This window comes from Microcoleus sp. A003_D6 (assembly GCF_036702825.1).
GTDB lineage: Bacteria > Cyanobacteriota > Cyanobacteriia > Cyanobacteriales > Microcoleaceae > Microcoleus.
Genome location: NZ_JAUBWA010000002.1, coordinates 116,215 through 130,480, shown reverse-complemented (window position 1 = coordinate 130,480; position 14,266 = coordinate 116,215). Strand labels below are relative to the sequence as shown.

General features: G+C 46.8%; 5 protein-coding genes. 1 reads left to right on the top strand and 4 read right to left on the bottom strand.

Features of this window, described 5'->3' with window-relative positions:
- The first annotated feature begins 214 nt into the window (after positions 1-214).
- Positions 215-808: a chorismate lyase gene (locus QUB70_RS01355; protein WP_332977938.1), complete on the top strand. Its 594-nt coding sequence runs from the start codon at positions 215-217 to the stop codon at positions 806-808.
- Positions 809-866: 58 nt separating this feature from the next.
- Here the strand turns inward: QUB70_RS01355 and QUB70_RS01350 are convergent, their stop codons facing one another.
- From QUB70_RS01350 to QUB70_RS01335, 4 genes are all read right to left on the bottom strand, one after another.
- A complete protein-coding gene (locus QUB70_RS01350; RefSeq protein ID WP_332977937.1) occupies positions 867-4,607 on the bottom strand; it encodes a PAS domain S-box protein in 3,741 nt (1,246 codons plus the stop codon).
- A gap of 71 nt (positions 4,608-4,678) precedes the next feature.
- Positions 4,679-6,088: an RNA-guided endonuclease InsQ/TnpB family protein gene (locus QUB70_RS01345; protein ID WP_332977936.1), complete on the bottom strand. Its 1,410-nt coding sequence runs from the start codon at positions 6,086-6,088 to the stop codon at positions 4,679-4,681.
- Positions 6,089-6,537: 449 nt separating this feature from the next.
- On the bottom strand, positions 6,538-7,857 hold the full coding sequence (locus QUB70_RS01340; protein ID WP_332977935.1) for a cytochrome P450: 1,320 nt from the start codon (positions 7,855-7,857) through the stop codon (positions 6,538-6,540).
- 341 nt (positions 7,858-8,198) lie between these two features.
- A complete protein-coding gene (locus QUB70_RS01335) occupies positions 8,199-13,541 on the bottom strand; it encodes a PAS domain S-box protein (RefSeq protein WP_332977934.1) in 5,343 nt (1,780 codons plus the stop codon).
- Positions 13,542-14,266: the final 725 nt, after the last annotated feature.

The following is a 14,266-nucleotide window of genomic DNA, read 5'->3' as shown; positions in this document are numbered from 1 at the left end:
AAGATGCCTGTTCCACACAAACTCAATTTTATTCAAGAACAGGCAAGATGCCTGTTCCACACAAACTCAATTTTATTCAAGAACAGGCAAGATGCCTGTTCCACACAAACTCAATTTTATTGTGGAACGGGCATCTTGCCCGTTTCTAAACAGATTTAAATTGTAGATTGCAGAAGCGTTATAATAAGCAAAAAATTAAGTTTTGTAAAGACCATTGACTGCAACATTCACACCCAAAAACAGCCGAACCTGGCACGCTCTCAACCCCCTGTGGCAAGGAGCAGAAGACGCAGTACAGAAGGGTTTACCCCACACCAAGCTAGCACCTTCGTGGCAAATACTGCTCCTGGGCGACGGTTCCCCCACCCGTCACCTGCAACTGCTGACAGGGGAACCCACAGAAGTAGATGTGATCGATATGTCTTTAGTGGGTGAAGACGCAGACGGCGCACCGGAGCAAATTGTCGCGGTTCCGGGGCCGCACCTGCGCCGCCAAGTGTGGCTGCGGACTGCTTCTGGACAGCGTTTAGCCTATGCAACTTCTTGGTGGGAAGCGAGTCATGTAGACGAATATTTGCAAAATAAATCTTTGCCAATTTGGGCGAGTTTAGCGCGAGTGCGGACGGAATTGTATCGGGACGTGCAAGGCATTTATTTGGGTAATTCGGCTGCTTTGGAGTCAGCTTTTGAACAGTCGGGGCCTTTTTGGGGGCGACACTATTTGTTTTGGCATCACGGTAAGCCATTGACGCTGATTTATGAGGTGTTTTCGCCTTATTTAACTAAGTATTTAGGGCCGATGCAGTAAACCCGTAGGGATAGGTTCATGGATTGACAGCGCCCTTGTCCATCCCGTCCCGTCGGAGTCAGCGAGGTTGTCTCCTGAGCAATGTCACGATCGCCTTGAGTAATTCATTCGGTTCGATCGGTTTTGCTACATGATGTTGAAACCCAGCAGCGAGAGCTTGTTTCTGATTAAAGTCTCCAGCATACGCAGTCAGGGCGATCGCCGGAACTTGCCCACCCTGTTCTGGTGGCAAAGCTCTCACTTGCCGCATTAGCATATAGCCATCCATATCTGGCATCCCAATATCGCTCAGGATGATATCCGGCTTAGATTGCTTTAACACTGCAAAAGCTTTGTTTGCTGAGCTTGCTGAAATAACGCTTGCCTGGGCCTGCTGCAACAGAAACACCACCAACTCGCGTGAATCGATATCATCATCAACCACCAAAACTCGAACGCCTTGCAAATTGAGGGATGGCTGGGAGAATTGCTCGGCCTGATTTTTGGCTGGACTAATCGGCATCAGCGGCAACCTAACGGTAAAAGTGGCTCCTAGTCCTTCACCGGGGCTATCTGCCTCAACTGTGCCGCCATGTAATTCAACGAGATGACGCACGATCGCCAATCCCAATCCCAAGCCGCCAAACTGGCGCGTCGTGCTGCTATCGGCTTGACGGAAGTAGTCAAAGACGTAGGGCAAAAACTCTGAAGGAATTCCCTTACCGTTGTCGCGGACGGTGATTTGAGCTTGATTGTCAGCTTGTGCTAATCGCACCTCAACCCGACCACCTGCGGGGGTAAACTTAACAGCATTGGAAAGCAGATTCCACACGACTTGCTGCAAGCGGGTGGCATCGCCGGAAACAGAGCTAACGTTCGGATCGAGGCTGACCTCTACCCCAATGGATTTGGCTTCTGCTGCCAAGTGCACAGTCTCGATCGCGGCTCTAATCGTTGATGTCAAGTTGACCGGACTAACAGTCAGACTGAGTTTGCCTTGCAAAATCCGGGAGACATCAAGCAAATCTTCAATCAGCTTAGATTGTAGCTTGGCATTGCGCTCGATCGTTGTTAGTGCTTGTGCCGTCTTTGATGCGTCTAGCTTGCCGTTTTGGAGCAACCTTGACCAGCCCAAGATGGGATTGAGCGGCGATCGCAACTCATGCGACAGCACCGCCAAAAACTCATCTTTAATGCGGTTGGCATTTTCGGCGACTTCCCGCGCCATCTGTTCGCGTTGCAGGAGTTGTTCGCGTTCAGCTTCGATGCGCTGGCGATCGGTGACGTTTCTGAAGTAGACAGTGATTCCATCTGCGGCAGGATAGGCTTGGACTTCGTACCAGCGGTTGTGGTCAGGATAGAACGAGATGACCGAGGAGGCAACCCGCTCGTTGGCGGCTTGGTGATATGCTCGCTCAAATTCACTTCCAGCCAGGCCGGGATATTCTTCCCAGATCACCTTGTCGAGCAGATCGCCGGGAGTACGATCGAGCAAGCGTTCTCCCTGCCGATTCACGTAGGTAAACCGCCAATCTCGGTCGAGTGCAAAAAATCCGTCGGTAATACTCTCCAAGATATTCCGGCTCTGCTCCTCGCTTGCCTCCAAAGCTTTTTGGGCTGCGATGCGCTCGGTTTCGATGCGCTTGCGATCGCTGATATCTTTAAAGACGATCGCAACTTTTCGCTCCTCTGGCTGTCCGGTGCGGCAGGCATAAACGTCGAACCAACGATTCATTACCTCGGAACCACTCTCAAAACGAACGGATTCACCTGTCAGTACGACTTGGCCGTAAATCTTAATCCAGTGGTCTTCAAGATCGGGAACTAACTGACGCGCTGTTTTACCGACTGCTTCTCGAAGTCCCGTTTGCTCCTCAAAGACGGGATTGATTTCCAAAAAGCGGTAGTCTGTCGGCGTGTCGTTTTCGTCAAACAGCACCTCAATGACGCAAAAGCCTTCGTCGATCGACTCAAACAGCGTTCGATAGCGTTCCTCCGATCGGCGTAAGGCGGACTCGGCTTGTTTGCGATCGTCAATATCAATCACCGAGCCAATATAGCCTTTGAACTCACCATCTGCCCCAAACCAGGGATTCGCCATATCGATCGCCCAAATATACTCACCGTCAGAGCGGCGCAAGCGATACTCGACTCGGAACACATCCTGGCGCTGATTCGCTGCTAGGAACGTTTGCTCGGCATACTCGCGATCGTCTGGATGGGTCACGTTCAACCAGCCAAATCCCAAACCCGTTTCTTGGGTTTGTCCTGTAAAGTCGTACCAGCTTTGGCTGAGATAGTGGCAGTAGCCCGTAGGGTCAGTCACCCAGACCATAAAGGGAGCATGGTCTGCCATGTTGCGGAACTTCTCTTCACTCTCTCGCAGTGCCGATAAAGCAAGTTTGCGATCGGTAATATCTCGCGTCACGCCTGCCACCGCTTCTACTGCGCCGTTGGCGTTGAACAGCGGGACGAAAATGTATTCATAGGTGCGCGTGCCCAATGCGCTGGTGTACAGCATTTCATCCTTGAGCGGTTGGCGCGTCTCTATGACTTGCTGAATCTGATCTTGAAGTCTGGTCGCTACATCCGTTGGGTAATCCAGGTCAACAAAGTTTTTTCCCAAAGCTTGGGCCGAAGTTTTTTGCCAGAGATTGAGCAACGCCGGATTGATGTAGGTGAAGCGTGCCGATAAATCGAAGGTGTAAATAAAATCTAGGACAGAAGATGCGATCGCGTCGAACTTTCGCAGTTCTCGTTCGAGTTCGCCGGAGAGTTGCCGCAAAGCCTCTTCTGCTTGTTTGCGATCGCTAATGTCCCGAAAATAAATACTCAGACCTGCGATCGCGGGATAAGCGTGAATCTCTAACCACATCTTCAGGGGTTCGTAGAAAACCTCGAAGTGAGCCGCTACTTGGTCTGCCACAACTCGGCGATAAGTCTGTTCGACGATCGTACCGACTGACCAAGGCCAGATTTCCCAGTGTGTTTTACCAATTATCTCCGACCGTTGCAGGTTATTTATCCTGGCAACTTCCTGATTGACGTAAGTAATGCGCCACTCTCCATCCAGAGATATGAAGGCATCGGTAATGCTTTCGAGAATATCGACTGCCCGTGAGGCCGACTCGTCCAAGGCTTGACGGGTCGCTTCTGTTTCTAGCCTCGAAGCTTGCTCTCGCTGCAAGGCTAATTCAGCCGTCTGACGCTGATGAATACTCTGCAAAGCAGCAGCAGTAAAGCCTGCGAGACTGGTCATCAACCGTAGGTCTTCCCGGTCGAAATGTCGCTGCTCGTTGTGAGAAATAATCCAAATCGTGCCTAGCTGTAGATCGTTCACGCAAAGCGGCAACAGCAGTCCCTCAACAATGGGAAACTGCCGATCGTGCAGGTAGGTGAAATAGCGTTCGGGACGCGCATATAGTAGCGGGTGTCCGCACTGAATTGTCGTGCCACAAGCACTAAAGTTGCCTGGTGTAGTCGTTTGTTCCAAAGATTCTAATGCACCTGCGATCGCCACCCAGCGAAAAACGGAGCTGCCATCGGCTAAAGTCTCCAACAAGCTGACCCCAGCAGTGTCGCAACGACAGAGCTCCCTGGCAATCCGAACCAGGGTTTTGAGCATGGACTGCGGCTCGTCGGTCAGTTGTTGAGCAAGAGTCAGAAGCGCTTGGTTTTCAGCCGCTAAGTCCGGGACTCTTGCTGGACGATCGGCCAGTGCTGCTGTAATCAGGACATCTGCTTCAGTAATTACCTTTTGGCTGTTTTGAGGTAAACCATTCTCTGAAGGGACAGAGTGACTGTGGAAGCTAGAAGTCATAAATTCTCAGTCCTTACGCTGAAAAATATTTGGCTAATTTGACACTCTCAGCGCTAAAGCGACTGAGATTCTTAAGAAATTGCTTCCTTAATATCCCTATTGCTAGGGTTCCCAAACTCACCGCGTTTACTCTTTGAGCGCGGTGATATCTTTTGGGCGTTTAGGTGTTGAACACCAAGTTTCGCGGAGTCCCCACGTACTATTGACAAAGCTCTATCTCTGATGGTTTTTGCAGCGCCAATATCGGCGTGTTCGTGATAGCCACATTCAACGCAGATGAACTTTTCACCATACCGATTGGACTTATCTGTATGACCACAATTTCTACATTCTTGGCTAGAGTGTTTGGGATTAATTTTAATTACAATTTTTCCTTGCTTTGCAGCCAGATACTCAATCTTTAAAACTAAATCACCCCAAGCTGCATCAGAGATAGCGCGATTTAAACCTTTTTTCCTGGATTGCCCATTCTTGAGAAATCTACCTTTGTCAGTTTTCACCTTGCATCGGCGCATCATCCCAGAAATATTCAAATCTTCCAGGGCAATTACATCGGCGTTGCGAGACACAATCTTGTTCGCAACTTTCCACTGATAAGATTGCCGTTTGTCACGGATATTTTGATGAAATCGCCCAACTCTAATAGCCACTTTTTTGCGGTTTTTGCTACCTTTAATCTTACGGCTAACTCGCCTTTGTCTAATCCTTAAAGTACGCTTTGCCTTTTTGGTGGTTGAGAATCTGGGATTATCAATCTGATATCCATCAGACAGATGTACCAGTTTTGTAATCCCTAAGTCACAGCCAATTATTTTAGCGACATCATCAAGAGGTTTAGGGATGTAATCAGGAATAGATTTATCTTCTATTCTGATGGAAACATACCAACCATTTTGGCGCTTTCTAACCGTACAAGCCTTGAGGGTAAAGCCATTAGGGATGGAGCGGGAATTATAAAACCGCATCCAACCCACTTTTGGTAAGTAGATTTTACTTCCTTGTAATTTCACACCCATTACAAAAGTAAAAGATGTAAAATTACTGCGGCTTTTAAACTTAGGAAACCCTCTACCTTCAAAAAAGTTTTTGTAGGCGATATCTAATCGTTTAACATTTTGCTGTAAAACAGTTAAATCTATCCCGCCATACCAAGGTCTAGCAATCTTCAATTCTGGCAATGCTGTAATTTGAATATCTCCCGCGCTTCTTCGAGGATTTTTGACCTTGCCTTCTTTGTCAAACTTCGAGTCTTTCCAGGGATTGCCTGTTGCGCCATTCTTGCTCACAAAACTGGTTAATGGGCAAGCTTCGCTTTTGGTTCGGATATCGGAGTAATTGCCTTGGATGAATTGCTGATTGTATTGGGTAATTCTGTCACCTAAGCACCAATTATATTGGCTTCGTAACATATCTACCCAATTCGCCATCTTTAGGCATTGTGTTTGATTAGGACGCAACTTATAGATATAGTTTGTCAGCATTTTCTCTCACCTCCTTGTTTATATATTAATGCTTTCTGTGACTTCAAATATTAAGAATTAAAAAGATTTACGGCGGTTAAAACCGCCCGTGCCGCTTACATCTCATGGCTAAAGCCGATGAGTTTTCCGCTTGCCGAACTATTTTGATAATTTCCTACTTAGGAATGAGAATTAAATAACTTACAATTTTGATGTTCTTGTGGGATGGGCGTCCCGCCCGTCCAGAAAGGGCGGGCGGGACGCCCAACCCCTACTCCCCACAAACTTGTGTAAATTATTTAATTCGCGATCCTTATTAGCTATACCACGCGGTACTGAAATCGTCCATCGGAAGGCACAAAAGTTTAGATATGAAACTTTACTTATTGATAGCAGGATTCACCTACATCTCACCATCCATTCAAATTATCCCATAGGTAAGGTGTGCAATGCACACCCTAGAACTAAAGTTATTGCTTAAGTCCTAAACTTACAATTTTCAGTCGCCGAAATTTCACTCGCAAACCGTCGCGAGGATGCGGAGTCGGTACTGCGATCGAATTCAAATCTTGATCCGGTAAAAGCTCCCATTCAAACTCCCGAATCATTTTCGCCGCAAACAACTTCATTTCTAATCGGGCAAATTCTTTGCCCAAACATTCTCGCAAACCTCCACCAAAGGGTACGTAGCTGAAAGGTTTAGCCGATCGATCGGAGTTAAATCGATCGGGGTCGAATCTATCGGGTTCGGGATAAACTGCGCTATCCTGATGCGTCTGATTAATTTCATACAAAACGTTCCAACCCTTGGGAATTTCGCAGCCACCGAACTCGCAAGCATTAATTACCTGCCGAAAACCGCCTCCCACCGGCGGAACCAACCGCAGCACTTCTCGCATAACCTGTTCTAAATAAGTCATTTGTTTGAGCTGTTCCAGGGTTAGCGGTTCAGTTGCGGGGAACTGCTGCTGTTCGGCCCGCACTTTTGCCATCACATCGGGATGTTGAGCTAGGAGAAGACAAAAAGAGGCGATCGCCGAAGTTAAAGTTTCGTGTCCCGCAAACAGCAGCAACAGCACTTGATCTTTTAACTCCTCCAAACTCAAACTATTTCCCTCGTCATCGCGAGCCGAAATCAGCAAACTCAGAGCATCATTGCCGCTAGGGGTTCCTTGTTGGCGATCGCGAATAATCTTTTCAAGTTCTGCCAACAGCAGCTTCCGGCACTTTTTCGCCTTGCCAAACTGACTCCAAGGCACATCTAAAGGAATCGAAAATAAACCTTTGCACCAAGTTTCAAAATAATGTCCCAGCGCCGTTTCAGAACCCTTATCAATCCCTACTAACAACTTACCCGCAACATCAAAAGTATAATTTCTCAGTTCTGGATACCAAGTCATGGTTTCCATTTTTGCCCATCTTTGCAAATAGCGCCCAGTGATATCTTCCATCGCTTCGATGTACCCGGCCAGCGCTCGCGGCGCAAATGCTTGGTACAGCAACTTGCGCCGATTTTGGTGGTGAGCGCCCGTTTGCAGCGCCAAGGAAAGCGGCCCTAAAAGCGCTTTCGTGCTGGGAGGCCAACTCACAACAAAATACTGGTTTTCATTGCTTAAAACAAACAAATTAGCCTCTTGGCCGCACACAAACACGGTAGGCTGTCCGAAAATGCTGCTTTTGAAAATGGGCCCGTACTGCTGGTGGCGTTTTTTGGCAAATTGGGAATCTTGCAAAAAGTTGATAGTATCGCCAATTAGGGGTAAACCGAAACTGCCTGGAGGTAATGCCATTTTAGATATTAGATTTTAGATATTAGATTGTTAATATCATATCAATTTTAGTTGGAGGGTGGGCAATACGCACCAGACAAATTTCTGGTAAAATAACTTTTATCTGTTTGGAGTCTGTAGGGTTCGTCAATCTTAAGATTAGTACAAAAAAATCGGGTTTTCCAACTGACAAGCGAATTTCTTGATGGTACCCGCCACGTGATTTATCCGTGGAATCAATCCAAAATCTCAAATCTAAAATCCTCAAGCCCCCGAACTTATCCGTGGGGTCGCCTCCAAAATCTCAAATCTAAAATCTAAAATCGAATGACGCACCTTAGTAATTTTGCTTGCAAACCAATTTAATTTTCTATTCTTTTAATCGGAATCTCGATTATAAATTCAGTGCCTTCCCCCACCACCGAGAAACACTTGATTTCACCTTTATGTTTTTCGACAATAATTGAATGGGAAATCGCCAAACCCATCCCCGTCCCCGAACCGATCGGTTTTGTAGTATAGAACGGGTCAAAGATTCGCTGCTTGACTCGATCGGTGATACCTGCACCGTTATCAGCAATTCTAATCACAGCGAGAGTACCTTCTACCTCTGTACGGATGCGAATAATTCCCGGATTTTCGAGCGGTTGTTGTAAAACGTCGATCGCGTTAGCGATAATATTCATAAACACCTGATTTAACAGTCCCGCGTAGCACTCCACTAGCGGCAATTCTCCGTATTCTTTAACGACTTGAATTGCGGGGCGATGGTACTCCGTACCCGCTACGCTAACGGGCTGAACTTTCAGACGGTGTTCTAAAATCATCAATGTGCTGTCGATGCCTTCGTGAATGTTAACCTTTTTCATGTCGGATTCATCGAGGCGAGAGAAATTCCGCAAACTCCGCACGATATCCCGAATCCGAGTAGCCCCCACCTGCATTGAAGACAGCATTTTCGGCAAGTCGTCTAGCACAAAATCCAGCTCTAATACCTCTATTTCCTCCTGAAGAGCTGGAGAAGGTTCCGGGTATTCATGTCGATACATTTGCAGCAGTTTCATCAGGTTTGTGGTGTATTCTTCGGTGTAGGTAAGATTGCCGAAAATAAAGCTGACCGGGTTATTGATTTCGTGGGCAATTCCTGCTACCATCTGACCGAGGCTAGACATTTTTTCGGCCTGCACGAGCTGAGTTTGAGCTTGCTGGAGTTCGCACAGAGTTACTTCTAGTTTTGCAGCTTGTTCTTGCGCTATCCGGGCTGAATCGACGCTTTGAGTGTAAAGTTCCGCTTGATTAATGGCGATCGCCAATTGATTGCCCACGGCCACTAACAGTTCCACTTCCTCATCGCTCCAACACCGCACGCCGCTAGAAGCACTACAGGAAATTACCCCGATTTTACCAGCAGATGTTTGAAGGGGAATGTTCAGCAGAGAAGTCAATCCTATATAACTGAAAAATTCCCTTTCTACTGGATCGGTAACAGTCTCAAAATCATCGACCCGAATTATTTCTAAATTGGCAATTCGTGCGGCGTGAGAACCAGTTGAGCTAATAGGAAATAAACCCAACACCGAAGGTAAGCTAGCATTTTTCGCCTCGTATTGCACGTCCCAAACAGGCGGAGATGCGTCTGGGGAATACCAAATAAACACGCAGCTATCGAGCATCAGCAAGTCGCGAATCTGCTGCACTGTTGTTGCCAAAATAGTATCTAAATCCAAAGATTTGCGGATATTGCTAGCTAGTTGGTTTAGCAGCGCTTCCTGCTCCGCTAATTTGCGGAATTTCGCTTCCGACTCTTGCAACTGTCTTTGAGATTCTTTTTGTTTTGTAACGTCCAAACCCAAACCGATCAAGCCGATCGCCCTGCCACAATCATCTTTGATTTTAGTTTTAATTGTCTCCACCTGGTGATACTCGCCATCAGCCAACTGGAGCAATTCTTCAGAATAACAGGGAGTATCTTGGCTCCACGCTTGCGCGTCAGATGCCATGCAGTTAGCAGATGCTTCTAATCCCAAAACTTCGGAATAGTGAGAGGCTGCCAAAAATTCATCTTCGGATACAGCCACATCTTCGCAGAAAGTTTTGTTAACTAATAACATCCGCCCGCTAGGATTTGCCATCCACACCCAGATCGGAGCGTTGTCAATAATTGTCCTCATAGTTTGCTTTTGGGCGGCGAGAGCCATTTCTGTTTGTTTGCGCTTGATTCCCAGGGCGATCGAATCGGCAGTTGAAGCCAAAGTAACCAGCGTTGATTCGTTCAACTCCTGGCGGGAAAACATCGCGATTACTCCCAGCAACTGATTGTCAACAATTAGCGGATATCCAGCAAAAGCTACCATTCCTTCTCGTTTCGCCCATTCTTTGTCGCTGACTCGGGGATCTTCTTTCACAGAATTAGTGATGTGAGGTTTTCGCTCTCGGGCGATTAAACCAATCTTGAACTCACCGACAGCAATGCGGCTGTGAGCGCCGTCAATGTGAGTATAAATCCCCCCGCTTGCTTGCAGCTCCAATACATTTCCCTGTTCGTTCAGCGTCCAAATCCGAGCAAACGCAGCATCCAAATGGCGCACAACTGCATCGGTGCAATTTTGCAAAGTTGCAGGCAAAGTCTGGTTTTGAGTTAGAGCAATTCCCACATCTGCTGTGAATGAAGAAAGTTTCAATTGTTCTGCTAAAGCTTGTTCTGCTATTTTGCGCTCTGTAATGTCCGTAGCAGCACCGAGACGCTGGTGAATTTTTCCATCCTCTGTTCTGCTAAATACAACATTCCGGCCGACTAACCAGTGCCAACAATTCTGTCGATCGCGCAGCCGATATTCGTACTCAACAACCTCGCCGTCGGGAGCATTTTCTAATTGCTGCAAATATTCGGGATATTTAGCTAAATCATCAGGGTGGATAATGGTAGATAACAGACTGCTGCCCATTTGTTCAACTTCTTCGGCCGTATAGCCGAGGATGTCAGTGATTTTGCGGTTGCTGTAGACATTTCGCTGCTCGCTTTCGTCGTAAACATAGAGAATATTCGGACTGGTATTGGCAATTCGCTCAACAAAATGCTGGCTGGCTTGCAGCGCTGCTTCTGCAAGTTTTCGATCGGTAATTTCCATAGAATTGCCAATCAGGCGGTAGATTCTGCCAGAGGCATCGCGCAGTGGCGTCAGAGTTACCATAAACCAATGTTCGACGCCTTCCAACTCCGTCTTGTTTTCGTAACAAATCGAGGTGCCGACTGCCAAACAATCGACGTATCTTTGCCGAATATCTGCTGCTACTGCCGGGGGAAAAACCTCTTCTGGAGTTTTGCCTTGGACATCGGCGATTAAAAAGCCTGTAGAGGCTTCTGTAGCAGTATTCCAGCCTGTGTAGCGCAACTCTCCGTCGGCGGTGACATCTACCACGAAAATAGCTTGATTGGAGCCGTTATAGATGCTGTTTAAAAATTCTTCTTGTTCGCGCAATTGGATTTCGGCTTTTTTGCGTTCTGTAATGTCGCTGCAACTGCCGACAACGCGATAAATTTTGCCCGATCCGTCCCGCAGCGGAGTTAGAGTTACGATCGACCAGATTTCTCTAGCGTCAAAAGTAGCGGGATATTCGCGGGAAATCGAGTTGCCTCTTTCCAAACAGTCGATCAAATTCTGCCGGAACGTTGCTGCTGTAAATGGATCGAAAAGTTGTTCGGGAGTTTTGCCGCGCCCGAATTCGCTGCTGATGCCTCCGAATAAGTCGGCTGCTGGGTTCCAGCCGGCGTAGCGAAACTCTCCATCTGCGCCGATATCTATTACAAAAATGCTGTAGTCTACGCCGTCGTAAATGCTGCGCAAAAATTCTTTTTGCTGCTGCATTTCTTCTTCTGTGATTTTGCGATCGGTAATATCGGAGTGCGCTCCCACCCACTCGCGAATGCTGCCGTCTGCGTTCAATACGGGCACACCGCGCACGCTCATGTACCTGTACTCGCCGTCGTGCCTGCGCAAGCGGTGTTCTAGTTGGTAGGAAGTGCAGTTGGCGACTGCATCAGACCAAATCTTTGCAGTATGTTGTCTATCATCTGGATGGATAGCATTTAGCCACCCCCATCCTTTAAGTTCGCTGTAAATCTGTCCGGTAAATGCACTCCATCCTGGTTGTTCGGTGACAAATTCGCCTTCGGCTTTAGTATCCCAAACAATTTGGGATGTGGCTTCAATTAAGCAGCGGTAGCGTTCCTCGCTTTCTTGTAGGGCTTTTTCTGCGCGTTTGCGATCGGTAATTTCGCGAGCAACTCCCACTACACCGGTGATGTTTCCGGCCCGATCGCGCAAAGGACTTTTGGTAGAAAGAAATGTCAGGATGTTGCCCTCGCTATCTTTTGCTATTTCCTCGATCGTTTCCTCAATCCCAGATTGCCAGATCCGGCGGTCATTTTCCCCAAGCATATCTGCAATATCGGGAGGAAATAATTCTGCATCTTTTTTGCCAATAATTTCTGATTTGGGCAAGCCAATAATCGCCGCCGCCTTAGAATTGACCAATAGGTGGTGGCTCTGAGTATCTTTGACAAAAATGCTGTCGCCCGTACTTTCGATTACGCTTTCAAAGAGGATGTTTCTCTCTAGTAGCGCTGCTTCTATTTCTTTGCGATCGCTGATGTCGCGAGATATGGCAACTACGCCGACAATATTTTTTTGAGAGTCACGCCAAGGGTATTTCGCTGTTATAAACGTTCGTATACCCCCGTTGTGTGGTATATCTTCTTCATAAGTCAAACATTCTCCGGCGGCAGTCACTTTGCGGTCTAGTTCGATAATTTGACTGGCTATTTCAGCAGGAAATAATGCTGTATCGTCTTTGCCCATAATTGCTTCGATCGGTTTTCCCAAAAATTGAGCTACCGCAGAATTTGCGATTATGTAGCGGCCTTGAATATCCTTGACAACAATGATATCCGGCGTGCTTTCTATCACGGAACGCAAGATAGAATTGCTGTGCTGGAGTGACTCTTGAACCAGTTGGCGATCGGTAACGTCGCGGCCGATCGCATACATCAATTCTTCCTCGCAGAAAGCGCTAGCAGTCCAGGCTACCCACTTGTAAGAGCCGTTTCGACACCGCCAGCGATTTTCAAACCCAACGGTATTATTGCCCGCAGCAATACTTTCAGCTTGTTTTAGGGTAGCTTCGCGATCGTCTGGATGCACGAATTCAATGAACAGTTTGCCCACCATTTCTGCTGGGGAATAGCCGAGGATTTTTTCTGCTGCTGGGTTGATGCGTTTTAAATAACCGTCAAAACCAACGACGCACAGCATATCTAGGGAGAGGCTAAAAAAGCGATCGCTCCCGTCTGGTTCGCTGGATGGGCGATCGTTTCCCGCGATGGCCCAAGAGGCGTTTGAGCACGCCGATACCGCCAAAAAGACCATATTTGCTATTGCCAAAAATCCCAGGGCGATTTGGCTATCGTACAACCGATCGCGGCTGCCAGCTAAAAGACACCCGTTTAACACCAGCAGTACAATTATCCAAATTGAGAATAAACTGCCAGGGGCGATCGTCGCTAGGCTGATTGTTTTTTCATCCTGCTTTCTGCATTCTGCCTTTTCTATTTTGGTGACTGCTGCGGTAATTTTTATCAACAACAGTTGCAGTAAGCTCGATAATTTAGTGCTTTTCGATTCTTCGTTACGAACAGAAGATTTCATTTTTTTACTCTTGATTCCTTTTTACTTGTGGTGATTCAAAATAACAATAAAAATATTTAAATATTATAAGATTTTCCTAGCTTGCAAAATCTAGCCTTTTAAAATTTGCGTAAATCTACGCAACCCGGCCAGACAATTAAGTGTATTTACGGAACTAGCGAGCAATCTCTTTTTAGCTAGGGTACACATTTTCTACTTTTTCCCACTCATAGAGAGAGTTTCTCTATAATACTACGCTACATATTGCTGTTAGTCATTGGACATTTGGCCTAATCTAGCTAATTTTGGACGCAGAGCCTAATTATCGACGCTGCGCATGAAGCTGCTTACCGGGCTTTTAGTAGTGGATTATACCGAACTTTTTGCGTTTAGGAATGACCGGGTTTGATGTATAGCAGTTGACAGTTGACAGTTGACAGTTACATAGTACGAGCATCAAACCGTTTATGCTAAAGGGTCATAGGATTTATTCAGGACATTATTTATGTCCTAACCTATGTGGCGGTTGCTATATGAAAATACTGCGTGGAGTGCCTTGGCTGTGGGTTGAACAACCCGGAATATTAGTCAAGTTCAAGCAGGTTGAATTTGACCGTAAATTATGAAGTTAAAAAAAAATAAACTGCTGATTTGTGAAGATAAAATGAAAAAAATATTTGTAGCAGTTTTTCGTTGCACGAGATGTTCGCGCGTAATGGCTAATTAATAATTGGTAATTGGTAACG

Coding starts and splice junctions, on each gene's coding strand:
- QUB70_RS01340 (WP_332977935.1), bottom strand. CDS start 7,857: ATGGCATTACCTCCAGGCAGTTTCGGTTTACCCCTAATTGGCGATACT.
- QUB70_RS01335 (WP_332977934.1), bottom strand. CDS start 13,541: ATGAAATCTTCTGTTCGTAACGAAGAATCGAAAAGCACTAAATTATCG.
- QUB70_RS01345 (WP_332977936.1), bottom strand. CDS start 6,088: ATGCTGACAAACTATATCTATAAGTTGCGTCCTAATCAAACACAATGC.
- QUB70_RS01350 (WP_332977937.1), bottom strand. CDS start 4,607: ATGACTTCTAGCTTCCACAGTCACTCTGTCCCTTCAGAGAATGGTTTA.